The following is a 25,787-nucleotide window of genomic DNA, read 5'->3' on the forward strand; positions in this document are numbered from 1 at the left end:
TCTCACGTCCGTTTTCAGTGGCTTGAGGTTAGGGCCAGGTGACAGGCCTCGAACAATGAATAAAGATGGACTCCCTATAAACAAAGGTTATGGGCTCGCCATGCGTCTTCGCCATATCGAGATCTTCCAGGCCATCCGCCAGGCCGGCTCCATCAGCGGTGCGGCCCAACTGCTGCACGTTTCGCAACCGGCGGTGACCAAAGTGTTGCAGCATGCCGAGCAGCAATTGGGGTTTGCGTTGTTTCTGCGGGTACGCGGCAAGTTGCAGGCCACGCCCGAAGCGCTGGAACTGGAGCGCGAAGTCGATAAGGTCAGCGAGAGCCTGCAAGGTGTCCGGCGCCTCGCCCAGAGCCTGCGGCGCGAGCCGGGTCACAGCCTGCGGATCGGCGCGACACCGGCCCTGGCCCTGTCGCTGCTGCCGGCGGCGGTTCATCAATGGACGCAGCGCTATCCGGACATCGTCTGCGAGTTGTCCAGCGCCCACAGCCGCGAACTGGTGCAGAACCTGTTGATGCGCGAAATCGACGTCGCCCTGACCCTGCAACCGCCCGATCATCCGGGACTCAAGGCCCAGGCCCTTGCCTGCGGTGTGCTGGTGGCCCTGGCGCCAAGCGGGCATTGGACCGAAGCACAGGTGGGCCAGCCGATGCCGTTGCAGGCACTGGCCGGTGCACCGTTGATCGGCCTGTCCAGCGCCGACCCGCTCTCGGCCAGGCTGGACAGCTATCTCAAGGCCGTGGAACCGCCGCCGCGCATCAGCATCGCTGTACAGACGTATTCACTGGCCCGGGCCATGGTCGAGTCTGGTGCCGGGCTGGCGGTGATCGACCCGTTCACGGCCCTCGGCGCCTCGAGCACCCGCACGGCCATCCGACCGTTGTCGCCACCGCTGCCCATTTCCCTGTATGCCGTGACCCGGGCCAACGAGGCCCCGGTGCACACCCTCGGCGCGTTGCTGGAGATTTTCGCCAGCCAGGCCCAGGCACAACTGGATCGCCTGTTCGCGGTGGCTGAACGTGGTTAGAGCACGTAGAACAGGATTGCCACGAAGTGCAGCAAGCTGCCGGCAATGACAAACAGGTGCCAGATACCGTGGGCGTGGCGCAGCCGATGGTCGAGGGCGAAGAAGATAATGCCCACGGTGTACAACACGCCGCCCGAGGCCAGCCAGGCAAACCCGGCGCTGCCCAGGGCCGCCAGCAGCGGCTTGACCGCCACCAGCACGATCCAGCCCATCACCGCGTAGATGACGATCGACAGGATCCGCGCTTCGGAGCGCGGCTTGATCTCCTGCAGTATCCCGATCAGCGCCAGCCCCCAGACGATCCCGAACAAGGTCCAGCCCCACGGCCCGCGCAGCGTCACCAGACAGAATGGCGTATAGCTGCCGGCGATCAGCAGGTAGATCGAAAAGTGATCGACCTTCTGCATGATTGCTTTTTTGCGCCCGCGCACGCTGTGGTAAACCGTCGAAGCGCTGTACAGCACCAGCAGGGTGAAGCCGTAGATCGCCACGCTGACGATCTTCCACGGATCGCCCGCCATCCCGGCAATCACCAGCAACCACACCGCCCCGATAAAAGCCGCCACCGCCCCGACCAAGTGCGTCCAGGCGTTGAGTCGTTCCCCGTGATACATCCAGTCCCACCTCACATTCCAGAACAGACGCCAAGGCTCAGGCCTGGCGCTTTAAAGTGCAATGTTTTGCTTGCTGTGAAAGCAAGGCTAATGATCGTTCCCACGCTCCGCGTGGGAATGCAGCCGGGGATGCTCCGCGTCCCGAAGCGGACGCAGAGCGTCCATTGAGGCATTCCCACGCAGAGCGTGGGAACGATCACATCCCAAGGCCGATTGGGGCACAATCGGGCCATACGAATAAGAGTCCGTCCCATGCTGATCGACGAAGAATTGACCCTGAAGAAACTCGAGGTGTTCCTGGCCTTCATGCGCACCGGCAACCTGGCGCGGGCGGCAGCCGAGTTGCAGACCAGCAATGTCAGTGTGCACCGGGCCATTCACTCGCTGGAGAGCGCCCTGCGCTGCCCGTTGTTCAAGCACGAAGGCCGCAACCTCACGCCGCTGGAAAGCGCTTACGTGCTCGAAGAGCGGGCGCAGAAGCTGATCCAGGACGTGGTCGAAAGCGTACGCCTGACCCGCGAAGCCGCTGGCTTCTCCGCCGAACGCTTCAAGCTCGGCTCGCTGTATTCGTTGACGGTCAAGACCGTGCCACAACTGATCATGGGCCTGAAAATCCGTCGCAGCGAGCTCAATATCGACCTGATCCTGGGCTCGAATATCGACCTGCTGTACAAGCTCAAGAACATGGAGGTGGACGCGATCCTGATCTCCCTGGACGACAGCGTGAACGACCCGGACTGCGAGCATATCGAGCTGTTTTCCGACGACATCTTCCTCGCCACGCCGGCCGATTCACCCTTTGCCCAGCGCAGCGAGGTCGATCTGGCCGAGGTGCGTGACGAGACGTTCATCACCCTGACCCAGGGTTTTGCCACGCACCAGGACGGTATCCGAGTGTTCAAGCAGGCGGGGTTCGAGCCGAAGGTGGCGATGCAGGTCAACGACATCTTCACCCTGCTGAGCATGGTCAGCTCCGGGGTGGGCTATGCGTTGCTGCCGGGACGAATTGCGGCGGTGTATGAAAACCGGGTGAAATTGATCCCGTTGCAGGAAAGGTATCGGCTACAACAGCGCATTGGCGTGGTGTTCCTGAAAGCCAAGGAGCGTGATCCGAATCTGCTGGCGCTGCTGGCTGAGTGCCGGATGTATGCCAATCGCCAGGCGTGAGACCGTGTTGCCTTCATCGCGAGCAAGCTCGCTCCCACAGGGACACGCGGTCAACTGTGGGAGCGAGCTTGCTCGCGATGGGCTCGGCCCGCTCAGCGCCGTTGCGCAGGCTTAGCCGACAATCCCACGCACAATGAAGTACAGCAACGAAGGCCCCAGCAAGCACCCAAGCCCGGTGTGGAACGTCGCCGTCAACGCGCCATACGGCACCAGCCGCCGGTCCGTCGCGGCCAGGCCGGCCGTCACGCCACTCACGGTTCCGGCCAGGCCGCCGAATACCATGGCCGAGCGCGGGTTATCCAGGCCCATCCAGCGCGCTGCCATGGGGGTACCGACCATCACGATGATCGCCTTGATCAAGCCGGTGGCAATCGACAACGCCATCACATCGGACGTGGCGCCAATCGCGGCCCCGGTCACAGGCCCGACGATATAAGTCACTGCACCCGCGCCGATGGTGGTCATGCTCACCGCGTCGCGATAGCCGAACAGCCAGGCGATGCTCGCTCCGACAATGAATGGCAACACCGTGCCCAGCAGCAGCGCGATGACGCCAATCAGCCCAGCCTTTCTCGCTTCGGTGGCCTGCACTTCGAAGGCCGTGGCGACGATGGCGAAATCCCGCAACATCGCCCCGCCCATCAAGCCGATGCCGGAGAACAGGGACAGGTCCGCCAGGCCTTTTTGCCCGCCGGTCAGGGTGCCGCCCACCCAGGCCAATACCAGGCCGATGACAATGGCAATCGCCGAACCGTGGATCCGTCCATAGGTCAGGCGCTTGGACAGTATCACCGACACCCACATGATCACGCCCACGAACGCGAACGCCGTGATCAACCCGTTATTTCCCAGGCCTTTCTCGATGAGATCCCACATATCAGCGGCCTCCTGCTGGCGTGCCCAGCGGGGTCAGTTCCGCCGGCTCATCAGGCAAGGGTTCGCCTTTGTGGGTCCGGCTGATCAGCGCGATGGTGCAACCGCACAGCACCACCGAACCGATGGCCGCCAACACCGCCACCGGGCCGCCGTGCAGGGCCGTAACCACATTCTGTTGCGCCGCCATCGCCACCACCACCGGAATGTACATGGCGCCCCAGAAGGCCACGCCCATCTCGCAATCCTTGGTCATGCCGCCGCGTTTCTGCGTCCACAACCGCGCGCAGATCAGCAGGATCATCGCAATGCCGACCCCGCCCACATTGGATTTGACGCCCAGCAACACGCCGAGCATGTCGCCCAGGATCACCCCTGTCAGCGTACAGATCGCCAACAGCGCCACACCATAAATAATCATTGTTGTAGTCCTCAAAGTGCATCGTCGAAGTTGTTGTTTTTGTGCTTCGCCAGCTTGAGTCGGTGGTTTAGGGTTGGCGGTTTCCCTCCTCACGCAACAGCGCCTGCAAGGTGTCGAGCCGGGCGCCGTCGAAAGCCATGACAGTACCCTGCTCGAATACCCGACGCGCCAGGGCGGTCAGCACCGCGCCGGGCGGCAGTTCGATCTGTAGTCGCACGCCGCGCTCGTAGGCGCTTTGCACCGTGCCGCGCCAATCCACCACGCGGCACATGTTGAGCGCCAGGTCGTCGCGCAAGGCCTCGGTGTTGATCAGCGGTCGCGCGCGGCTACCGCTGAGATAACCCAAGGCCGGTGCTTTCAACGACACGTCGGCAAATGCCTGGGCCAATGCCCGGGCCGGTGCTTCCAGCAACGGGCAATGGGACGGCACGCTCACCGCCAGCCGACAGGCCTTTGCGGCGCCCAGGCTTCGCGCCTGCCTGGCAACGTTGCTCATGGCCTCGTCACTGCCGGCGATGACCACCTGGTTATCCACGTTGATGTTGGCCAGGTAGACCGGAGTGCGGTCGCTGTGCACCTGCGCCAGCAATGCCTCCACTGCCGCGAGGTCCAGGCCGATGATCGCGGTCATGCCGTAGCCTTGCGGATACGCCCGCTGCATCAATTCGCCCCGCAGGCTGACCAGCCGCAAAGCATCCTCGAACCCCAGCGCCCCGGCCACCACCGCCGCTGGATAAGCACCGATGGACAGCCCCGCCACGTAGTCCGGGGCAGGTGCCTGCTCCAGCAGTTGACGGGACGCCGCCACGCCGGCGATCAACAAACACAGCTGCACGGCGCGGGTCGATTGCAAGGCCTCGGCGCTGTCCAGTTGCAACACGTCCTCACCGAGCACATCACCCGCCTCGTCGAGTACGTGCGGCGCCAGGCCGTGGAGCATGCCCGCGCGCTGCGCACCCTGGCCGGGAAAGACGAAGAGGCTGCTCACGCGACTTGCTCCAATGAAGGCTGCCAAGGATCGCTCACCAGCCGTGCCTGCACGTCATCCTTGAGCAAGACCCGCCGCGACGAACCCGCCCACTCGCGCAAGGCGACGGCACCGCAGGGCGTTTGCAATTGCATATCCACGGCGCAAACCGAGGCATCCAGTTGCGCCAGCAAATCCCTGGCGTGGAGACGATCGAGAAAATGCGGCAGCCGCAGAATCAAATCCAGGTCGCTGCGTTCATGCAACGCCTCGATACCCGTGGCGAGCTCGAAGCCGGCGCTGCCGCTGACGCCCCAGGCCCAGCCACTGGCATCGAGCAGCGGACGCAGGCGGGACAGCGCTCGCAGGGCTGGCAAGTCGCGAGTCGACGCAACGTGACCAAGGTCTTCCGGCCTCACACGACGGGCAATCGCCGCGACCGCCATCGACGTTGCATAACGCTGCTCGCGCAAGCGCCCGCGCACGCCGACCGCGATTTGGCCCGGCACTGTCAGCGAGCGCCGAACCACCACCGGTTGACCGGCGGCAATCGATTCGACCACCCATGCCGGCGCTCCCGCAGGCACCTGCTCCGGGGTCATCCCCCAGAGCAGGTCATGGGCCAGATACGTATTCACCACTGCGCTCTCAGCAGCTGGCGCACGGTGCTGGAAGCCGCGCGATGGGTCGCACCGAGGCGACTGCTCAAGTCGCGAGGCGCAGCGGCTACATCGTTGATCGCCTGCTGCACGCAATCCGTCACCCGGGCAAGATCTGCCGCCGTCGGTTGCTCGATCTGCTCCACCGACAAGGTTTCCCACAGCAGACCCAGGCTGGCAAAGCTGTCGATGTCATAGGCCATCGGCGGCACGCTGGCAGCCAACGCCTCAAGCTCCTCGACGCTGCGCAGGGTGACCCGCGCCGCCGAGGCCTTGCCCATGGCGTGGACCATCACGCCCGGGTCGCGCAGGGCGATCAGGCGGTTGGCCTGATAACCGTGGGCCAGGAACGCCCCGGACATGGCCTTGCCCACCAGCAAGCCGATCACCGGATGCCCGGCCAGTCGCGCACGGGCATAGCTGTCCGCCGCACCGGCCAAGGCCTGATGAATGCCCAGGGCTTCTTCGCGCCGGCCGTAGGCCTGGCTCGGTACATCGACAATGGCGATCAGCGGACGCTTGTTGACTGCATCGCGGTCGGCGTCGATGGCGTCATCCACCGCCTTGGCCAAACCCCAGCCCTCCAGCAAACCGACTTCGCCCTGGCGAGCACGGGGAAAGCGACTGTCGGGATCCGCCACCACCGCCAGCAGGCGCACGGTTTGCTCGCCCAGCCGGACGTCAGCGGCTTTCAACGAAGCCGGCAGGCCTTCCAGCGGTCTGGCGTCGCCACCCAAGGCTTCGAACCAGCGCAAACCTCTCAATGAATACGAACTCATGGGCGTTCTCCCTGATACAGCTGACGAACCGTGGCCGGCTCGATTTGCACTTCAGTGTCCAAACGGGCCAGGCGTTGCAGGAACAGCTCGGCCTGGCCGCTGCGGTGTTGCGCGGGAACGCCCAGGTGCAACAACTGGCCAACCTGTTGGCGGATCTGCGCCACATCATCGGCGACGTAACGGTCCACCAGCCCACTGGCGAAACGTTGTTCGCCGCCGGTCAGGCTCCAAATGAACGGCCGGTCGCGGGAGTCGTATTCGTCGATCCCGGCCTCCTGTTCGATCACTTGTGGGCCGTTCAGGCCCAGACGCGCTTCCTGGGTCACCAGCAGATAACTGCACAGCCCGGCGGCGATGGACATGCCACCAAAACAGCCGACGCTGCCGGCCACCACGCCGACCACCGGTTGGTATTGGCGCAGGTCGACAATCGCCGAATGAATCTCGGCGATCGCCGCGAGCCCGAGGTTGGCCTCCTGCAAACGCACGCCGCCGGTTTCCAGCAGCAGCACGGCGCGGGTCGGAATGCCCTTGCGGTTGTCCTCGGCGGCCAGTTCCAGCGCACCGGCAATCTTCGCCCCGCCGACTTCGCCGAGGCTGCCGCCCTGGAACGCGCCTTCGATGGCGGCGATCACCACGGGCAGGCCATCGAGCGTACCCTTGGCGATCACCACGCCGTCATCGCTTTGCGGCACCACGCCCTGGCGCAACAGCCACGGCGACATGATCCGCTGGAACGGGTCGAGCAGTTCGCGGAAAGTGCCGTCATCGAGCAAGGCCCTGGCCCGCTGCCGGGCGCCGAGTTCGACGAAGCTGTGCTTGTTGAGCAACGCTGCACTGTCAGTCATGCCTGATCTCCTCGAAGCCTTGCTCCAGGCGCAAACGCACCACGCCGGGGGTGGCGCCGAAATCGTGGATGTCGATAGACAAGGCCGGCGGTGTCTGGCCGTCGAACATGCGGGCGAACAGGTGCTGCCAGCGTTGTTCACTGCCGTTGACCGAGGTCTGCACCTGAATGGTCAACTTGCCCGCCAGGCCGGGTTCGATCAGCACTTCAAGGTCGCCCGAGCCGACACAGCCCACCAGCGCCCGGCCGCGTGGCGGCTGCCCGGCGGGGAATTCAAAGGATAAGGTTTCCATCAGCACACTCCAGGGAAGAGGCCATCGCCGCGTTCGATACGATCGAGGAACAGGCAGGCGGCGAGCAGGTCGGCAGCGCCGCCGGGCGAGGCGTTCAAGGCAATCAGTTGTTGGTCCAGCGCGTGCAAGTGGCGACGACCACCCAGGCTCGCACTGCCACCGGCATCGAGCACCGCCTTGGCGCCCTGTTGCATGGCCTGCAAACCCGGCTCGCCGGCGCGGTAGAGCACGCAGGTGTCGGCCAGGGTGGTCATGATCGCCAGCAAGGCATCAAGCCGGGCGTTCTGCTCCCCCGCGCCCGCCGCGCGACTGCGCTTGAGCTGCGGCAGACCCAGGCCAGTCACCGCTGGGAACGCCAGTTGCGCTTCTTCCCGGGCGCCGCGCACGCCGTAGCGTTCGGCTACCTGGGCGCCGTGGCTCAAAGGTTGGGGCGCATAGCGGTCGTTGAGCAAGGCCAGGCGGGCAGCACGTAAAGTCACGGCACCAGCGACGCTGGATTCAGGTTCCAGCGCTGCCGCAGCGACCAACAGGCCCAAGGCCCAGATCGCCCCGCGATGGGTATTCACCCCACCAGTGGTGGCGAGCATCGAGGCTTCCCCCTCACGGCCGATGCGCCCGAGGGCTTCGCGTAGCGGCAAGCCGATCTCGCCACAGTCGAGGGCGGCTTCGGCCATTTCCTTGAACGCCGGCCACAGCGACAGTGCCGAAGCATGCATCAGGCCCAGGTGCAGATCGGTGTGGGCGCCATTGCCACGACGGTCCACCAAGGCCGGTTTAGGCGACAGGTCGGCTTCGTCGATCAGCGCGTCCACCGCCATATCCGCCAGGCGCTCGGCCAAGGACAGTTTTTTCGGTTGCAGGTTAAAGGCGTGCATTTACCAGCTCCTGAACTTGGCGGGCGGGTTGTAGAGGCCACCGGACCACTCCACCAGATCGGCCACGCTCTTGGCCGCGAGCAACTCGCGGGTGGCGTCGGTGCGACGGATGCCGAGGTCTTCGGGCAAGGCGATCAGCCCTTCGCGGCGCATGCGCGCGGTGTCTTTCGGGTCATGGCGCAGGCCAATGGCAGTGACGCCGGCCACGGCCGCGATCATCGCCTGACGCTCTTCCAAGGTGCGGGCCTTGTACAGGTAGGCGATGCCCTCTTCGGTCAGCAGGTGGGTGACGTCGTCGCCGTAGATCATGATCGGCGCCAGGGGCATGCCGGCTTTCTTCGCCACGTCCACCGCGTCGAGGGTGTCGACGAAGGTCGGTTTACCGCCCTCCTGGAACGTCTCGACCATCTGCACCACCAGCTTCTTGCCGCGTTCGAGCAACGGCGCCTCGCCATCGCCATGGCGCATGTCGAGCCAGGCTGGCGTGCCGTGACGGCGACCGCGCGGGTCGTGACCCATGTTCGGCGCCCCACCGAAGCCGGCCAAGCGGCCACGGGTCACGGTGGAGGAATGGCCATCGCCGTCCACTTGCAGGGTGGCGCCAATGAACAGGTCCACTGCGTACTGCCCGGCCAGCTGGCAGACCATGCGGTTGGAGCGCAGCGAGCCGTCGTGGCCGGTGAAGAACACGTCCGGCCGGGCGGCGATGTAGTTTTCCATGCCCAGCTCGGTGCCAAAGCAATGCACGCTCTCGACCCAGCCGCTTTCGATGGCCGGGATCAAGGTGGGGTGCGGATTGAGCGTCCAGTTGCGGCAGATCTTGCCCTTCAGGCCGAGGGATTCGCCGTAGGTCGGCAGGATCAATTCAATCGCAGCGGTGTTGAAGCCGATGCCGTGATTGAGGGATTGGACGTTGTGTTTTTCGTAGATCCCGCGGATCGCCATCATCGCCATCAGCACATGCACAGGCTTGATGTGGCGCGGGTCGCGAGTGAACAGCGGCTCGATGTAGAACGGCTTGTCGGCCACCACCACGAAATCGACCCAGGACGCCGGGATGTCGACGCGCGGCAGGTCGCTGACGTCGTCTACCAGCTGATTGACCTGGACGATAACGATGCCATCACTGAAGGCCGCCGGCTCGATCAGCGCCGGTGTATCTTCGGTGCTGGGGCCGGTGTAGATATTGCCGGCGCGGTCGGCCATGAAACCGGCCGAGAGCACCACATTGGGGATCAGGTCCACCACCAGCCGGGCATAGAGTTCGATGTAGGTGTGGATCGCGCCGATTTCCAGCAGGCCGTCTTCGAGCAACTGACTGATGCGCAGGCTCTGGGTACCGGCGAAGGAGAAATCGAGCTTGCGGGCGATGCCGCGTTCAAACAGGTCCAGGTGCTCGGACCGCCCGACGCTGGGCATGATCATGTGCAAATCGTGCAACTTCGAAGGGTCGACTTTCGCCAGGGAGCGGGAAAGGAAGTCCGCCTGCTTCTGGTTATTGCCCTCTAGCACCACACGGTCACCGGGCAGGATCAACGCCTCCAGCGCAGCAACGATCTTGTCGGTGGGCAGCACCACACCGTCGGCAAGCCCCTTCACCAGCCCGAGACGCCGCTGCTTTTCGCTGCGCCGCCGCGTCCAGCGCGAGTCGGGGGATATTGTTGTTGTCATGACCACTCCACGGGTTCGCTGTCGTGGGGGTCACATTAGGAGTGTTATGGCGGGGGCATCAATCAAGCTCGACGGCGGATCGTTACGGTTGGAGTAATGGTTGAACGCCGCAGCGGACAATGCTTTTGTGGCGAGGGAGCTTGCTCCCGCTCGGCTGCGCAGCAGTCGTCGCTTTTGGGGCCGCTTCGCGGCCCAGCGGGAGCAAGCTCCCTCGCCACGGATATCAAGTCTTGGCCATCAATTGCCGGACCCGTTCGAGCAGTTGCGCAGCGCTCTCAATCAGTTGGGTAAGAAGTGCATCATCTTCATCCATGTACCCCTCGTACTCGGCAAGGTTGCGCCGCTCATGACACAACGCGAATAACCGGACCTGCACATTGCTGATTTCCGTCGTGTGAATCAGGCACTGGAAGACCAGATAGCGCTTGTCCGACCGATAACCACTCAAGCGTAGCGCCGTGAGCGCCAAGGCATGGGCAGCGTTGTATGCCAGGTCGAACCGGCTGGCGAAAGAAAGGGAAGTTGTTTGTGCATCCTTTAAGCGATCCGTTGCCGAACGCATCAGGCCCTCGCATTCCTGACGATCCGATGGTTCAGCTTTCAGGCCGCCGCTACGTAACAGATTCTCCAGGTTTTCTTGCTTGCCCATCCTTGGTTTCCAAAGGGTCTGCACCCAGCAAATTGATCTTGTCCTGTTGCGCTACACGCACCACGAAACTGTTGCCAGCGGCAAGTTTCGTGGCCCAGTCCTGGGGGGTGTAGAGCGTTGGGTTTAGCGGGCGGCCCAGTTGCTCTTCCAGAGGTAGAAGCCGCTCCATCACTTCACTGTAGTGCAGGCCTTCGCCGATCAGCATGAGATCTATGTCACTGGATGCGTTTGCCTGGCCCTTGGCGATAGAGCCATAGACGAACGCCCAGCGCAGTTGTTCTGAAAAAGGCTCCAATGCCTGGCGCAACGGTTCGGCGATGCCGATGGTTTTGCGCACGATGCCTAGCAGCTCAGCGTAAATCGGGCAGTGTGGGTTGGCTTGATAATGGGTCTGATTGCCCAGACGAGTCATGGTGAGCACGCCTGAGCGTTGCAGGCGTTCCAACTCTCGCATGAGGCTGCCTTTACCTATTTGGGCCCAGCGGGCAATTTCATTGGCATAGAAGCTTTGGTCCGGCTTACCAAACAACAAGCCCAAGACCCGTTGCTGAGTGGCCGTGAACAGCGCGTCGCTGAGAGAAAGGTGGTTCATATAAGCAACACAAAGTCCCAAAAAGGGAACGATAGGTCCCTTATTGGGACTTAGCAAGTCTTGTCGCTTAATCCGGTCCCATAAAGGGACTTAACAGACCCTTTATGGGACCTATCTATCGAGCGCGACAGAGAAGGTATTACTTGTGATAGCAGCGGCATACTCAATATTGATGTCGCCTGACCAACCGCTATCGCGAACAGGCTCGCTCCCACAGGTCCTGCGCATACAAGTCTGGTTGGGGTACAGCCGCAAGAGCCAGGTCGACTGTCAGGCCGCCTCGCGAGCAAGCTTTGCTCCCACAGGTCCTGCTCAAACAGACCTGATGGATGTACGACCGGGAGAACCAGGTCGGCTACTAGGCCGCCTCGCGGTGGACGTTGATCTCGGCGCCCCGTTAACCACGATGGCCGAACGCAGGCATTGCGCAGTGGGCACCTCGGCATGGATGCCGAGGTAGCCGCGCTGGGCCATGGATGGCCCTTCGCGGCGGGCCCACGGAGCAATGCCGGAGTGAGGGCATGCCGAGCCTAAGCGAGGCACCGAGTGGTGGGGCAAGAGCGTTTTGCTTACTTTTGCGCTCTTCAAAAGTGAGCCGCTGTAAGAGCGGAACCCTAAGCAGCCGTTACCGCAGCAATGGATATGTACCCGATCAACAAAATCCTGGCCAGCTGTCAGGCAGCCATCGCGAGCAAGCTCGCTCCCACAGTTTGATCAAGTACAACCGGGAGAAACAGGTCGGCTCGCTCCCACATCGGAATTTCGTATATCTCAGGTGTTGTAGGGTTGAATCAGGCCCGCAGCCATCACCAACTCCTCCAGCGCCAACAGGTCCGGCACTTTCGCCACGTGGTCCCCGACCTGCACTGCAGCCTGTTCCAACCCGCACAGCGGCACGTCGACGTAGCTCAATTGGCTGTCGAGCTTGTAGGAGCGCGGGATGCCTTGCACCAGCAGGGCAATGAAACGCAGCTCCGACCGTCCGCCCAGGGCGTTGAGCACGACGATGCGCGCTCGCTCGCCAATCACGGTCTTCTGGCCGCAGGCCGACTCGAAGCTCAACAACGGGATTTGCCGTTCGCGCCAGCTCACCCAGCCCAGGAACCACGGCGGGGTGTCCATATCGAATACGCTGCTCTGGTAGTCGATCAGTTCGGCCACGGCCACGTTGGGCAACACCAGGTGCCGGTCAGCCAATGGCAACAACAGGCCGGTGAGCGGGCTGGTGCGCGAGTGAAGATGCAGGTCATGCATGGGTTTTGCTCCAGTACGCGATGCTATCGAGCAGCACCGATTCCTGGTACGGCTTGCCCAGGTAGTCGTTGACGCCGATGGCCATGGCGCGGTCGCGGTGTTTCTGGCCGGTGCGGGAGGTGATCATGATGATTGGCAAGTGCGCCAGGCGCGGGTCGTTGCGCACTTGGCTGGCCACTTCGAAGCCGTCCATGCGCGGCATCTCGATGTCCAGCAGCATCAGGTCCGGGGCGTGCTCGGCCAGCAGCGCCATGGCATCCACGCCATCCTTGGCAGTCAGGACGTGCATGCCGTGGCGCTCCAGCAGGCGACTGGTGACCTTGCGCACGGTCACCGAGTCGTCCACCACCAGCACCAGCAACGGCCGTTGCGGTTCGCCCTCGCCTTCTACCGGCACCTGGCGACGCGGGACCTGGTGGGGCAAGGCGCGGATCGGCGCGAGCAGGTCGAGAATCAACACCACCCGGCCGTCCCCCAGGATCGTCGCCCCGGACAGGCCCTGTACCGCCGAGAACTGCGGACCGAGGCTCTTGACCACGATCTCCCGGGTCCCGACGGTAGCGTCCACCTGCACCGCGACATGCCGCTCGTTGCACTGCACCAGCAGCACCGGCAAGGGTTGGCTCTGGCCCAGCAGTTTCGGCCGGGCGCCGGTTTTCAATAGCTCACCGAGGTAGCACAACTCGTAACGCTGCCCGGCGTAGGTATAGGTTGGCGGATCGAGCTGGTAATGGCCGTCCAGTTCGGCGGGCAACACCCGGACAATGCTCTCGATAGTGTTCAGCGGGATCGCATACTGGTCTTCGTGACAGTGCACCATCAACGCCCGGTTCACCGCCACGGTAAACGGCAGGCGAATGCGGAAATGCACGCCCTGCCCCGGCGTGGAATCGATGACCATGCTGCCGCCCAATTGCCGCACCTCTTCGTGGACCACGTCCATGCCGACGCCGCGCCCGGAGATCTGGGTGATTTTCTCGGCCGTGGAAAAGCCTGGTTGCAAGATGAACTGCAGCACGTCGCGGTCGCTGATGTCGCTGTCCGGTGCCAGCAAGCCACGCTTGATCGCCTTGTTCCGCACCGCCTCCAGCGGCACGCCGGCGCCGTCGTCGCGGATGTCGAAAATGATGTCGCCGCCTTCCCGGGACAGGTCGAGGCTGATACGTCCTCGTGCCGGCTTGCCGGCGGCAATGCGCACGTCGGCCGGCTCCAGGCCGTGGTCGACGGCGTTGCGCAGCATATGTTCAAGCGGTGCAGCCATGCGCTCCAGCACGTTACGGTCCATCTCGCCGTCGGCATTGCCGACCAGGAATTCCACGTCCTTGCCCAGCTCCTGCGCCACTTGCCGGACGATGCGCTTGAGCCGGGGCAGCATGCGCTCGAACGGCACCATGCGCGTACGCATCAGGCCTTCCTGGAGCTCGGTGTTGATACGCCCCTGCTGCTGCAGCAGGACCTCGGCATCGTGATTGCTGCGATCAAGGGTTTCCTTGAGCTCGAGCAAGTCCGAGGCGGACTCGAACAGTGCCCGGGACAGCTGCTGCAACTGGGAATGGCGGTCCATCTCCAGCGGGTCGAACTCTTCATAGCCCAGGCGCTCGGCCTCGACCTGTTGCCGGCTGAGAATCCGCCCCTGGGTTTCGGTATCCAGGCGCCGCAACTGATCGCGCATGCGCTCGATGGTGGTTTCCATTTCGCCCAGGGCCACACGTGCGTCGTTGACCTGCTGTTCGATACGCCCACGGAAGATCGACGTTTCGCCCGCCAGGTTCACCAGGTCGTCGAGCAGTTCGGCGGAGACCTTGACCATGTCCGCACCGTCGCCCGGTGCACTGGGATCGAGTCTTGCGGGCGCCGTTGGCGGTGCCACGACGGGCACCGGTTCCGGCGCCGATTCAGCCTGCGGCGCAGCGTTCTCCTGGGGATGATTCACCGCCTGGATCTGTGCGATCAGTCGGTCGGCCAGCGGGCACGGGTGACCGGCGCGCACGGCGTCGAGCATCTGCGCCAGTCGGTCATGGCTGCTTTGCAACAAGGCGAACAGCGCCGGGGTCGGCTGAAGCAGACCGGCCGACAGGCCTTCATAGAGGTTTTCCAACTCGTGGGCCAGGTCGCCGATGGGCACGATTTCCACCATGCGCGCACCGCCCTTGAGGGTGTGCAAATCCCGTAGCAAGGTTTCCACGGCCTGGCGATTCGACGGTTCTTCCTGCCAGCGCAGCAGCGCCGCGCCCGAGCTGTCGAGGATGTCGAAGCCTTCCTCAAGGAAGATTTCCAGCAACTCGGGATCATGGCCGGCGCCGTCGGCCTGGGCCGCTGCGCTCGTCTCGATGGCGTTCGGCTTGTCCTGGCGGAACCGTCGAATGGCGTCGATCAGCGCAACGGGATCGCCCAACGGCTGGCCCTGCTGCAACTGCCCGAGCAACAGGTCGAGGCGTTCATGGCTGCTGGCGAGCAGTTGCGCCAGTTCCTCGCTGTAGCTGTAGCGCCGGTCCACCAGTCCTTCGTAAAGGTTTTCCAACTCCTGGGCCAGATCGCTCACCGGCCGGATGTCGGCCATTCGCGCACCGCCCTTGAGGGTGTGCAAGTCACGTTGCAGCGAAGACAGCGGTGCGCCGTTATCCGGATCGGCCAACCAGCGTTGCAAGGCCTGGGCGGCGCTTTCGAGGATGTCTTGGGCTTCTTCGAGGAAAATCGCCGCGAGGTCATCATCCATCGAGGTATCGACGGGCGCGTCACGCTCCATTTGCGCCGTCGCGTGGCCCAGTTCGCGGATGCTCAGGGTGCGGCTGCCGTCGCTGCGGATCAGACCGGTGGCCGACGGATCGAGGCTCTCCTGGAGCAGGCGGCGCAAGGCTTGTACCCGCTCGGGCTGCGGATGCACATGCTGCCCGGCCGCCAGCTCATCGAGCATGTCGATCAGCGCTTCATGGGCGCGCTGGGCCTCCTGGAAAAATTCATCGCTGACCGCCAGGCTGCTTTCTTCTACCGCACCGTAGAGGTCGAGCAAGGCTTCGCAGAGTTCATCCACCGGGTGCAAGTCGGCCAGGTGCGCGCCTTCGCCGAGGGTGGTCAGCTCATCGAGCAGCGCACTCAGTTCCTGGCCTTCGCCGGGGTGCTGCTGCCAGCGCTGCAAGAGGCTTTCGGCGTCCAGCAGGATGTCCATGCCCTGGGCGAGGAAGTTATTGATCAGTTGTGGGTCGCGCTTGGTCCGCAGCGCTTTGTCCGGCGCACTGTTGGCGGCATGCAGGCGCTCGGCCAGCAGGGCCTGGGCGCGCAGGATCAGATCCTCGGCCCCGGGGATCGCCGCCAGCGGCTCGCTGTGCAACTGGCGCAAGCCTCGGCGCAGCAGCCCTTCGGCTTCCAGCAGCAATTCGACCTCATCCAGGTCGAGGGCAATCAGGTGTGCCCGGTATTCCCGGGCCAGCTCATCCATCGCCCCGGCCAGCTCGGCGATCGGCAGCACGCCGGCCATCGAAGCGCTGCCCTTGAGCGTATGCAAGGCCCGCTGCAATTCATCACTGGCCTGCAAGGGCAGGTGGTCGGCCGACTGATCGAGAAAGCGATTGAGGCTGGCGAGGTGGCCCTGGGCTTCGTTATCGAAGATCTTCAACAGCAGCGGATCGAGAGCGGCCACGTCCTGCTCGTCTTCATCCTCCTCATCGCCGCCCTTGGCCAGGACATGGGCACGGGCGGCCAAGCGGTCGACGTCGTCGCGCTGGCGCTGGTGATTGGCCGCGAATTCGGCCACCAGGGCCGGCAACAACTGCACCGTGTCTTCGATCAACTGGCGGACCGAGGCCTGCGGCTCGACACTGCGCTCCAGGACCCGGTTGAGCAGGTTTTCCACGGCCCAGGCCAGTTCACCCAGCACCAGCGCCCGGACCATCCGGCCACTGCCCTTGAGGGTGTGGAAGGCCCGGCGCAGTTCGCTCAGGGCGCCGTGGTCGGCGGGATGAGCACTCCAGCGCGGCAGGTATTCACGCAGGACGTCCAGCACCTCGCCGGTTTCCTCGAGGAAGACTTCGCGCAACTCGTCGTCCACCGGACTTTCATCCAACGGTGGCGGCAACAGGCTGCCCGGGGTGCTCCTGGCCGGCGGATTGACCGCCGAGATCGGGCTGGCCAGCACCTCGGCCAAGGATTGCACCGTCTGCGGGTCGTCCAGTTCCTGCAAGTCCTGCATGACCTGGGCTTCGTTGGGGCTCAAGACATCGTCGAGCACCGGCACCCGTGCTTCGTCAGGGAAATAACCGAGCGCAGCCAGGCTCCGCTCGACCACATCGAGCAAGGGCTCGCCAGGGGTTTGCGGGTCCTCGCTCAAGCGCTCCAGGTAATATTCGAGGCCGGTGATCACGTCGGCCAGGTGGTCGAGTTCTTCCCAACCCGGCTGGGCCTGGTCCAGCAACAGGTGGTCGCGGATGAAACCGTTGCAGGCCTCCACCAGGCTGGCGGCACGGCTCAGGGGAATCATCGCCAGCGCGCCGCGCACCTGGGTCAGCAGCGCCGGCAAGGGCTGCAGTTGCTCGCTGTTCCAGTCCGCGTCGATGTAGTCGACGATCATGTCCTTGGCCTGTTGCAGGCAGGTGTGGGCTTCCTTGATGACGATCTGGTGGATCTGGGTCAGGTCGGTGGTGGGCAGGTGGGTGTCTTCGCGGCTCTCGGGCTCGACGGTGCCGACCATGCCGGCCAGGGTCGCCTCGACGTAGAGCAAGGCCCCGGCGACGTCCATGAGGGTCGCGTCATCCGGCTCGCGCTGGCCCTGGGCGAGGCTCAGGACCACCGCCAGTTGATCGATGATGACCTTGCGCGGCTGGCCGAAACCGAGCACCGCCAGGGTGTCGGCGATCTGCCGCAGCGGCGCCAACAGGCTGTCCAGTTCCGAGGCGTGCTGGCGATCGCTGCGCACGAACAGGTCCAGGCGCTCCTTGACCCGTACCAACTCCTCGCACAGCGCGGCAAGCACTGAGCGCATGGCATCGCGGTCGGGCCCGGCCAGGCGCGCGCGTTCTTCGTCGACCATGGCGCTGTCGGGCAGCGCGTCGTCCAGTGAGTAGCGTTCTTTCATGATCTGCATCTGCCCGCTGGGATGTTCGGCCTTGGCAATATAGAACAACAAACTCTTGAGCAGGTGGGGCGGTGCCGGCTGATTGATGCCTGGCATGCCTTGGTCCAGCAGGCGCTTGAGTTCCTTGTCGGCTTCCTTGAACAGGCTGCGCAGCGCCGGGCTGTTGGTAATGCGCCCGTCACGCATGCCTTCGACCAGCGCCGAGGCCACCTGCCATAACGCATTGAGCGGCGCCCCAGTACACAAGGTTTCCAGGCGATGGAAGACCTTGGCCAGGTAACCGAGGTGGGTCGCGTCATCCTGTTCGCGCAGCAGGCCCACCAGGGCCATTTGCAGGGTCTGGCGCAATTTGCGCAAGGTGTTTGGCAGGTCAGCGGGCTCGAGGCGCTGCAAGGCCTCGTCGCTGAGCGGCGCAATATCGGGCAACTCGGGGCTGAACAGGCTGGTTTCCGACAACAGGCTCTCGCCCCGGGCACTGCGCAGGTCATTGATCAACGGCAGCACCACCAGCGGCAGGTCGCGACGGGCACCTTGTACGCGGTCCAGGTAGATCGGCAACTGCCCCAGGGCCTGGCTCAACAGGCTGATGGCTTCGTCGCGATGAGTGACGCGGTTGTCCTGCAGGGCGGCGCACAGCTGCTCCATCTCCTCGGCCAGCAGCGCCGCACCGTAGAACTCGACCATCTGCAGGCCGCCGTGGACCTGGTGGATGCAGGCCAGGCATTGCCCGAGGGCGTCCGACGCCTGCGGATCGTCTACCAGGCGGTTGAGGGCCAGATGAGCCTGCTTCAGCGTTTCGGCAATCTCGCCCTTGACCCATTCCAGGGCCACATAGTCGTGCCGATCACCCATAACCACTCCAAATCAACAGTCGTATGCCGAGGGCAAAAATAAAACCCTGTGGCGAGGGAGCTTGCTCCCGCTTGAGCGCGCAGCGCTCACAAAGTCTGTGGGGGCCGCTGCGCAGCCCAGCGGGAGCAAGCTCCCTCGCCACAAAAGCTTCCTCGCCACATGACCCTTCTCAATATGCAGATCCGGCCAGTCACGACTTGTCCTCATCCACCACAGGTGCCGCCGGCAACGTGAACCCCGACACCGAACGACGCAGCTGGCTGGCCATTTTCGCCAGGTTGCCGATGCTCTCGGCAGTGGCGGTGGAACCGGACGAGGTCTGCGAAGTGATCTGCTGGATCACGTTCATGGTCAAGGAAATCTGCCCCGCCGAGGTGGTCTGTTGCTGCGCCGCGTTGGAAATGCTCTGGATCAGCGCCGCCAGGGTCTTGGACACGCCTTCGATTTCTTCCAGGGCGACACCGGCGTCCTGGGCCAGTCGCGCACCGCGCACCACTTCGGTAGTGGTCTGCTCCATGGAAATCACCGCCTCGTTGGTGTCGGCCTGGATCGCCCGCACCAGGGTCTCGATTTGCCGGGTCGCCGCCGAAGAGCGCTCGGCCAGGCGCTGCACTTCATCGGCCACCACCGCGAACCCGCGCCCGGCATCACCGGCCATGGACGCCTGGATGGCGGCGTTGAGGGCCAGGATGTTGGTCTGGTCGGCGATATCGTCGATCAGGCTGACAATGTCGCCGATTTCCTGGGATGACTCACCCAGGCGCTTGATGCGCTTGGCGGTGTCCTGGATCTGCTCGCGAATGTTGTCCATGCCATGAATGGTGTTGTGCACCACCTCGTTGCCCTTGTTGGCAATCTCCACCGACCGCTCGGCCACCGCCGACGACTCCGCGGCATTGGCCGACACCTGGTCGATGGACTGGGCCATTTCATTAATTGAAGTCGAAGCTTCGGAAATTTGCTGGGCCTGGTGTTCGGAGGCCTGGGCCAGGTGCATCGCCGTGGCCTGGGTTTCCTGCACCGCAGCGGCGACCTGGCCGGCGGTGAGGTTGATGGTCGCCACCAGATCGCGCAGCTGGTCCACCGAGTAGTTGATGGAGTCGGCGATGGTGCCGGTGAAGTCCTCGGTGACCGAGGCCGTGACGGTCAGGTCGCCATCGGCCAGGTCTTCGATCTCATCCAGCAACCGCATGATCGCGTTCTGGTTGCGCTCGTTCTTTTGTGCGGTTTCGTGCAACTGGCGGTTGGTTTCGCGGACCATCACCAGGCCAATCAGGATGATCGACATCAGCGCCAGCAAACCCAGCACATAGCCGCCGATGGTATTGATGGAACGCCCGCCGGCGAGGTTTTCGAAGGCCGTGGCCAGGTGCGAAGCCTCGTCGAGCAGGGTCTGCGACAGGTTGAAGATGTTGCCGGCCGATTCGCGGACCTTGAACAGCTCCGGGGAGGTCTCGAGGATTTCGTCCACCGAGCCGGAGACGAACTCGAAGAGCTCGCTGATTTCGCTCAGGCGTGCCCGGGCATCGCGGTCCTGGACCTGGGATATCTTCAGGGCCGGGTCACCTTGCAACATGCCATTGAGCACCTGGCCAAAACGCGCGGCGTCGCGACCGAAGGTGTCGGCGGCCTGGCTGGCGTTTTCGTCCCCCGCCAGCACGGTATTCACCGCGCCGAGGATTCGTTCGGCCAGCAGCGACTGACGCTGGGCCATGGCCACCTGGGCGGCCGGCGCACCGCGTTGCAGCAGGATCTCGACGACTTTTTCGTACTCGACCTGCAACTGCGGCACGGTTTCGGCCAGGGTCGCCGCCACCTGGTGCAACGACAGCACGGTCTGTTCGCTGGAGAGGATGGCATCGGTGTTCTTGAGCAGGCGCTCCCAATCCAGCTGCACCGCGCGCATCTGCGGACGCAGGGTGGCCGGCGCAGGGGGCAGGCCGGTCACCGGGTCGCCCTGTTTCAGGGAGCCCCAGCGCTGGGCGAAGTCATTGCGCGCATCGCTCAGCAGCTTGAACGCCGCGGGCTTGCCGGCGGCGGCCTCGGTGGCGTTCTTGGCGATGCGCTGGGACAGCACCCGCAGCTCACCGGCATGGCCGATGTACTGTTTGTCATAGGTGGATTGGGTGTTGAGGTAAGCGAAGTTGGCGAACAGCAGCATGATGAAGACGATCAGCGCGACGAACAGCACGATGATCTGCGAACGACTGCGCGATGCTTCCAGTGGCTTGCCTGTTTTTGCTTTGATCATCGGTTCTCGCCTGTACTGCCCAATCCAACTTACTGCTATTAACTGTAGTGTTGTGCAGTCTGCTCAATCAGTGTGGCTCTGTGGGAGCAAGGCTTGCCCGCGATGAGAACGACACAGTTTTTTCGTCAACCGAGGCGCAGCCATCGCGAGCAAGGTTTGCTCCCACAAGGGGCCTGCGCTGCATCTCGTTAAATCGCCACATCCATGAACCCCGGCGACCGCGCCAGGGCAAACGGGCTGAACACTTGCCACTCGCGCTCGCCGCCAAACCGGCCCTTGACGAAGGCCGCTTCCGGGCCGTCGAGGTCGTCCACCAGAGTCGGTTCCAGGCTGTCCTGGGCAAAATGCTGCAGCCCAAGGACCTCGTCCACCAGCAACCCGGCGAACACCTCGTCGTGATCCACCACCAACACGCGCCGCTGCTTGCGCACGGTCGACAGCTCGTGACCAAAGAACCCGCACAAGTCCATCAACGGCAACAAGCGCCCGCGCAGGTTAGCCACTCCACGCACCCACGGCTTGACCCCGGGCAAATGCGTGTGACGTGGTTCGTGCAGCACTTCGCTGACTTCGCCCATCGGCGCCACGTACCAGTGCTCGCCCAAGCGAAAGCCGATGCCGCTCCAACCGGCGCGATGGGTCGGCTGGGAGGGCAGGTCCGCCCCCAGCAACCGGCAGCGCCGGTCGATCTGCAGCAGCAGTTCGAATGCGGTCAGGGATTGGCTCATGGCCGTGCCGTCAACCCGCCAGCACTTTGTTCAGGGTCGCGATCAGGGTTTCTTCGTCCACCGGTTTGGTCAGGTAGTCCTTCGCCCCTTGGCGCGTGCCCCAGACCTTGTCGGTGTCCTGGTCCTTGGTGGTGATGATGATCACGGGGATGTGGCCGGTGTCCGGGTCCTTGGTCAGCTGGCGCGTGGCCTGGAAACCGTTGAGGCCGGGCATGACGATGTCCATCAGCACCGCATCGGGTTTTTCCTGGCGGGCCAGGGCCACGCCATCGGCGCCATTCTCGGCCTTAAGGACCTCGTGGCCGTGCTTTTCCAGCATGCCGGTCAGTTTGTACATTTCAGTCGGCGAATCATCGACGATCAGAACTCGTGCCATGGTGTTCCCCATTTTCTTGTTGACCCCAGGCCCGTTGGCCAAGTGTCATTAATGTGCCTGGTGCGGCTGGACAGCGGCAAAGCCCGGAACATGGGCCTGTATCGCGCCCAGCAGTTCTTCCTTGCTGAACGGCTTGGTCAAAAACTGATCGGAACCGACGATGCGTCCCTTGGCCTTGTCGAACAACCCGTCGCGGGACGACAGCATGATCACCGGCGTGGCCTTGAACGCGCTGTTGTTCTTGATCAGGGCACAGGTCTGGTAGCCATCCAGGCGCGGCATCATGATGTCGACAAAAATGATGCCCGGATGATGGTCGGCGATCTTGGCCAGGGCATCGAAGCCATCGACGGCCGTGATCACCTCGCAGCCCACGTTGCGCAGCAAGGTTTCGGCGGTGCGGCGGATGGTCTTCGAGTCGTCGATGACCATGACCTTCAAGGCGCTGGGTTGCTGCTGCGTGAGATGCTCTGCCATTGCCACTGCGAACCGGTTTTTAACGCGTAAGTGTGATCGACAGCGCAAACCCTTGATGTTCAAGGCCCGCACGTCACATGGCAGCCTTTTTAGCACAGTCTCCATCGCCGATCTATCGGCCGCTCGGCGCGGTGGTTTTTCCTTGACCGCCAATCTTCCGGGCGCCACTCTGACGCCACTTTTTCGCACCAATATGTGCCCATCACATTTCGAGGAACCAAGCCATGAGCGTACGCGTCGGCATTGTCATGGACCCTATCGCCAGCATTTCCTATAAAAAGGATAGCTCGCTGGCCATGCTGCTGGCCGCTCAGAAGCGCGGCTGGGAGCTGTTCTACATGGAACAGCGCGACCTCTACCAGGCCGAAGGCCAGGCTCGGGCGCGGATGAAACCGCTGAAAGTCTTCGCCAACCCCGAGAAGTGGTTTGAGCTGGGCACCGAGAGCGACGCGCTGCTGAGCGACCTGGACGTGATCCTGATGCGCAAGGATCCGCCGTTCGACATGGAGTTCGTGTATTCCACCTACCTGTTGGAACAGGCTGAAAACGCCGGTGTGCTGGTGGTCAACAAGCCCCAGAGCCTGCGCGACTGCAACGAAAAGCTGTTCGCCACGCTGTTCCCGCAGTGCACGCCACCGACCATCGTCAGCCGTCGTCCGGACGTGTTGCGCGAATTTGCCGACCATCACGGCGACGTGATCCTCAAGCCCCTGGACGGCATGGGCGGCTCCTCGATCTTCCGGCACACCGCCGGCCACCCGAACCTCTCGGTGATCCTGGAAACCCTGACCTTGCACGGCAAGCAGCAGATCATGATCCAGGGTTACCTGCCGGCCATCGTCGATGGCGACAAACGCATCCTGATGATCGACGGCGAACCGGTGGACTATTGCCTGGCGCGCATCCCGGCAGCCGGCGAAACCCGTGGCAACCTGGCGGCTGGCGGGCGTGGCGAGGCGCGTCCGTTGACTGACAAGGATCGCTGGATCGCCGCCCAGGTCGGCCCGACCCTGCGCGAAAAAGGCCTGTTGTTCGTGGGCCTGGACGTGATCGGCGAGCACCTGACGGAAATCAACGTCACCAGCCCGACCTGCATCCGCGAGATCGACAATGCCTTTGGCACCGACATCGGTGGCATGCTGATGGATGCCATCGATCAGAAGCTCAAGGCTCGTTGATCCAGATCTGCTGAAGGAAACCCACATTGCGTTATCATGCCCGGCCTGAAAAAAACGCGATGTTGGTTTCCTTGTCATGACGCTCCCGTCCGATCTGCCCCAAGAGCTCGCCCATCGTGGCGTGCGCCCGGCTGATCGCCTCGGTTTTACCCTGTTCCTGGCGGCGCTGATCCACCTGGCCCTGCTGCTGGGCGTCGGTTTTGCCACGGTCGAGCCCAAGCAGATCAGCCAGACCCTGGAAATCACCCTGGCCACCTTCAAGAGCGAGACCAAGCCCAAGAAGGCCGACTTCCTCGCCCAGGACAACCAGCAAGGCAGCGGCACCCTGGAAAAAAAGGCGATCCCCAAGACCACCGAGATCGCGCCGTTCCAGGACACCAAGGTACAAAAAGTCACCCCGCCGCCGGCCGCCAAGCCCGAGGTGCAGGAGACGGCGCCCAAGGCCGCCGTGACCACCGTGGCGCCGAAGCCGAAAAAGGCCCCGGCCAAGGAAGAGGTCAAGCCTGATCCCAAGCCCAGGGCCCCCGAGCCCACCTTCGACAGCTCACAGTTGTCCAGCGACATCGCCAGCCTGGAAGCCGAACTGGCCCAGGAGCAACAGCTCTACGCCAAGCGCCCGCGCATCCACCGCCTGAGCGCCGCCTCGACCATGCGCGACAAGGGCGCCTGGTACAAGGACGAATGGCGCAAGAAGGTCGAGCGCATCGGCAACCTCAACTACCCCGACGAAGCGCGGCGCAAACAGATCTACGGCAACCTGCGGCTAATGGTCTCGATCAACCGCGACGGCTCGCTGTATGAAGTGCTGGTGCTCGAATCTTCCGGCCAGCCGCTTTTGGACCAGGCCGCCCAACGGATCGTGCGCCTGGCCGCACCGTTCGCGCCGTTTACCGGGGACCTGTCGGACATCGACCGGCTGGAAATCATCCGCACCTGGAAGTTCGCCCGTGGCGACAAGCTTTCCAGTAACTGATTGACCGCCCAATCCCTTGTGGGAGCGAGCTTGCTCGCGATAGCGGACGGTCAGTCGACCTCTGTGTTGAATGATCAATTGCTATCGCGAGCAAGCTCGCTCCCACAGGGGATTGGTGACAGTCTCAGGTATTTCCTGGCTTGTCAGTTCGCCCCCGCCCCGCCACACTAGCGCCTATGAAAAACGTCAGCCCCACCTACCTCAAGCATCACTTCCTGATTGCCATGCCGCACATGGCCGATCCGAATTTTGCCCACACCTTGACCTACATCGTCGAGCACACGGCCAATGGGGCCATGGGGCTGGTAATCAATCGCCCACAGGAATTGAACCTGGCGGACATCCTGGAGCAGTTGCGCCCCGAAGTGGAACCGCCTCTCTTGTGCCAGCACGTGCCGATTTTCATCGGCGGCCCGGTGCAGACCGACCGCGGTTTCGTGCTCCATCCGTCGGGCCCCAAATACCAGGCCACTGTGGATCTGGACGGGGTATCACTGTCCACCTCCCAGGACGTGCTGTTCGCCATCGCCGACGGCGTCGGCCCGGAGAAAAGCCTGATCGCCCTCGGCTATGCCGGTTGGGAACCCGGGCAACTGGAAGCCGAACTGGCCGACAACGCCTGGCTGACCTGCCCGTTCGACGCCGACATCCTGTTCAACACCAGCAGCGAACTGCGCCTGGAAGCGGCGGCCAGCCGGTTGGGGGTCAACCTCAGCCTGCTCACCAGCCAGGCAGGACACGCCTGATGGCCCTGCGCTTGCTGCTGGGCTTCGATTACGGCACCAAACAGATCGGCGTAGCGGTCGGCCAGGTCATTACCGGCCAGGCCCGCGAGTTGTGCACCTTGAAGGCGCAGAATGGCGTTCCGGACTGGAACCAGGTCGAAGCGCTGATCAAGGAGTGGAAACCCGATGCCGTGGTGGTCGGCCTGCCGCTGAACATGGACGGCACGCCCAGCGACATGTGCCTGCGCGCCGAAAAGTTCGCCCGCCGGCTCAACGGCCGCTACAACCTGCCCTTCTATACCCATGACGAGCGCCTGACCACCTTCGAGGCCAAAGGCGAGCGCCTGGTGCGTGGCGGGCAGAAAGGCAGTTACCGCGACAACCCGGTGGACGCCATCGCCGCCGCCCTGCTGCTGCAAGGTTGGCTCGACGCCAACGCCGCCCTGTTCGAAACCTGATTTTTTGAAAGCGCCG

24 protein-coding genes are annotated in these 25,787 nt (G+C 63.6%); 6 read left to right on the forward strand and 18 right to left on the reverse strand.

What is annotated here, in order from left to right:
- Window positions 1-100: 100 nt before the first annotated feature.
- Window positions 101-1,024, forward strand: a complete 924-nt coding sequence (locus QMK47_RS27510; RefSeq protein WP_258689604.1) for a LysR family transcriptional regulator — start codon at window positions 101-103, stop codon at window positions 1,022-1,024.
- Here the strand turns inward: QMK47_RS27510 and trhA are convergent.
- A complete protein-coding gene (gene trhA / locus QMK47_RS27515; protein WP_018609564.1) occupies window positions 1,021-1,638 on the reverse strand; it encodes a PAQR family membrane homeostasis protein TrhA in 618 nt (205 codons plus the stop codon). The genes QMK47_RS27510 and trhA overlap by 4 nt on opposite strands.
- Window positions 1,639-1,890: 252 nt before the next feature.
- Here trhA and QMK47_RS27520 point away from each other — a divergent pair, with 252 nt between their 5' ends.
- The gene (locus QMK47_RS27520) at window positions 1,891-2,805 is read left to right on the forward strand and encodes a LysR substrate-binding domain-containing protein (RefSeq protein WP_014340651.1); all 915 of its coding nucleotides are present in this window, start codon (window positions 1,891-1,893) and stop codon (window positions 2,803-2,805) included.
- Window positions 2,806-2,916: 111 nt separating this feature from the next.
- On the opposite strand, the gene madM is transcribed toward QMK47_RS27520, so the two are convergent.
- The 17 genes from madM to QMK47_RS27605 form a co-directional block, all read right to left on the reverse strand.
- Window positions 2,917-3,681, reverse strand: a complete 765-nt coding sequence (gene madM, locus QMK47_RS27525) for a malonate transporter subunit MadM (RefSeq protein ID WP_320389573.1) — start codon at window positions 3,679-3,681, stop codon at window positions 2,917-2,919.
- 1 nt (window position 3,682) lies between these two features.
- Complete coding sequence (gene madL / locus QMK47_RS27530; RefSeq protein ID WP_072405887.1) at window positions 3,683-4,099, reverse strand: malonate transporter subunit MadL; 417 nt, start codon at window positions 4,097-4,099, stop codon at window positions 3,683-3,685.
- Between the two features lie 67 nt (window positions 4,100-4,166).
- On the reverse strand, window positions 4,167-5,087 hold the full coding sequence (gene mdcH / locus QMK47_RS27535) for a malonate decarboxylase subunit epsilon (RefSeq protein ID WP_320389574.1): 921 nt from the start codon (window positions 5,085-5,087) through the stop codon (window positions 4,167-4,169).
- Window positions 5,084-5,704, reverse strand: a complete 621-nt coding sequence (locus tag QMK47_RS27540; RefSeq protein ID WP_320389575.1) for a malonate decarboxylase holo-ACP synthase — start codon at window positions 5,702-5,704, stop codon at window positions 5,084-5,086. The genes mdcH and QMK47_RS27540 overlap by 4 nt, the downstream gene beginning before the upstream one ends.
- Window positions 5,701-6,504 (reverse strand): biotin-independent malonate decarboxylase subunit gamma, encoded by an 804-nt coding sequence (gene mdcE, locus QMK47_RS27545; RefSeq protein ID WP_253470152.1) that lies wholly within the window; start codon window positions 6,502-6,504, stop codon window positions 5,701-5,703. The genes QMK47_RS27540 and mdcE overlap by 4 nt, the downstream gene beginning before the upstream one ends.
- Window positions 6,501-7,352, reverse strand: a complete 852-nt coding sequence (locus QMK47_RS27550; protein WP_253470153.1) for a biotin-independent malonate decarboxylase subunit beta — start codon at window positions 7,350-7,352, stop codon at window positions 6,501-6,503. Before QMK47_RS27550 ends, mdcE begins: the two co-directional genes overlap by 4 nt.
- Entirely contained in the window at window positions 7,345-7,644 is a 300-nt protein-coding gene (locus QMK47_RS27555) for a malonate decarboxylase subunit delta (RefSeq protein ID WP_253470154.1), read from the reverse strand. The genes QMK47_RS27550 and QMK47_RS27555 overlap by 8 nt, the downstream gene beginning before the upstream one ends.
- Window positions 7,644-8,519, reverse strand: a complete 876-nt coding sequence (locus tag QMK47_RS27560) for a triphosphoribosyl-dephospho-CoA synthase (protein WP_258689607.1) — start codon at window positions 8,517-8,519, stop codon at window positions 7,644-7,646. Before QMK47_RS27560 ends, QMK47_RS27555 begins: the two co-directional genes overlap by 1 nt.
- Window positions 8,520-10,190 (reverse strand): malonate decarboxylase subunit alpha, encoded by a 1,671-nt coding sequence (gene mdcA, locus QMK47_RS27565; RefSeq protein WP_258689609.1) that lies wholly within the window; start codon window positions 10,188-10,190, stop codon window positions 8,520-8,522.
- A 223-nt stretch (window positions 10,191-10,413) separates the two neighbouring features.
- Window positions 10,414-10,839, reverse strand: a complete 426-nt coding sequence (locus QMK47_RS27570; protein ID WP_253470157.1) for a hypothetical protein — start codon at window positions 10,837-10,839, stop codon at window positions 10,414-10,416.
- A complete protein-coding gene (locus QMK47_RS27575; protein WP_258689610.1) occupies window positions 10,802-11,431 on the reverse strand; it encodes a nucleotidyltransferase domain-containing protein in 630 nt (209 codons plus the stop codon). Before QMK47_RS27575 ends, QMK47_RS27570 begins: the two co-directional genes overlap by 38 nt.
- Window positions 11,432-12,202: 771 nt before the next feature.
- Window positions 12,203-12,685, reverse strand: coding sequence for a chemotaxis protein CheW (locus tag QMK47_RS27580; protein WP_253470161.1), 483 nt, complete (start codon window positions 12,683-12,685; stop codon window positions 12,203-12,205).
- Entirely contained in the window at window positions 12,678-18,605 is a 5,928-nt protein-coding gene (locus QMK47_RS27585) for an Hpt domain-containing protein (RefSeq protein ID WP_320389576.1), read from the reverse strand. The genes QMK47_RS27580 and QMK47_RS27585 overlap by 8 nt, the downstream gene beginning before the upstream one ends.
- A 190-nt stretch (window positions 18,606-18,795) precedes the next feature.
- Window positions 18,796-20,856 carry a methyl-accepting chemotaxis protein gene (locus QMK47_RS27590; protein WP_258689614.1) on the reverse strand — a complete coding sequence of 687 codons (2,061 nt, stop codon included), beginning with the start codon at window positions 20,854-20,856 and terminating at the stop codon, window positions 18,796-18,798.
- Window positions 20,857-21,044: 188 nt separating this feature from the next.
- Window positions 21,045-21,584, reverse strand: coding sequence for a chemotaxis protein CheW (locus tag QMK47_RS27595; RefSeq protein ID WP_003206464.1), 540 nt, complete (start codon window positions 21,582-21,584; stop codon window positions 21,045-21,047).
- A gap of 10 nt (window positions 21,585-21,594) precedes the next feature.
- Window positions 21,595-21,960 carry a twitching motility response regulator PilH gene (gene pilH, locus QMK47_RS27600; RefSeq protein ID WP_018609535.1) on the reverse strand — a complete coding sequence of 122 codons (366 nt, stop codon included), beginning with the start codon at window positions 21,958-21,960 and terminating at the stop codon, window positions 21,595-21,597.
- A 48-nt stretch (window positions 21,961-22,008) separates the two neighbouring features.
- Complete coding sequence (locus QMK47_RS27605) at window positions 22,009-22,437, reverse strand: response regulator (RefSeq protein WP_003206467.1); 429 nt, start codon at window positions 22,435-22,437, stop codon at window positions 22,009-22,011.
- Window positions 22,438-22,661: 224 nt separating this feature from the next.
- Here QMK47_RS27605 and gshB point away from each other — a divergent pair, with 224 nt between their 5' ends.
- From gshB to ruvX, 4 genes are all read left to right on the forward strand, one after another.
- Window positions 22,662-23,615, forward strand: a complete 954-nt coding sequence (gshB, locus tag QMK47_RS27610; RefSeq protein ID WP_003206468.1) for a glutathione synthase — start codon at window positions 22,662-22,664, stop codon at window positions 23,613-23,615.
- Window positions 23,616-23,691: 76 nt separating this feature from the next.
- The gene (locus tag QMK47_RS27615; protein WP_253470167.1) at window positions 23,692-24,588 is read left to right on the forward strand and encodes an energy transducer TonB; all 897 of its coding nucleotides are present in this window, start codon (window positions 23,692-23,694) and stop codon (window positions 24,586-24,588) included.
- Between the two features lie 176 nt (window positions 24,589-24,764).
- Window positions 24,765-25,334, forward strand: coding sequence for a YqgE/AlgH family protein (locus QMK47_RS27620; RefSeq protein WP_003206472.1), 570 nt, complete (start codon window positions 24,765-24,767; stop codon window positions 25,332-25,334).
- Complete coding sequence (gene ruvX / locus QMK47_RS27625; RefSeq protein ID WP_003177497.1) at window positions 25,334-25,771, forward strand: Holliday junction resolvase RuvX; 438 nt, start codon at window positions 25,334-25,336, stop codon at window positions 25,769-25,771. The genes QMK47_RS27620 and ruvX overlap by 1 nt, the downstream gene beginning before the upstream one ends.
- Window positions 25,772-25,787 lie beyond the last annotated feature (16 nt).

The organism is Pseudomonas sp. P9_35 (genome assembly GCF_034008205.1).
In the GTDB taxonomy this organism is placed as follows: Bacteria; Pseudomonadota; Gammaproteobacteria; order Pseudomonadales; family Pseudomonadaceae; genus Aquipseudomonas; species Aquipseudomonas kilonensis.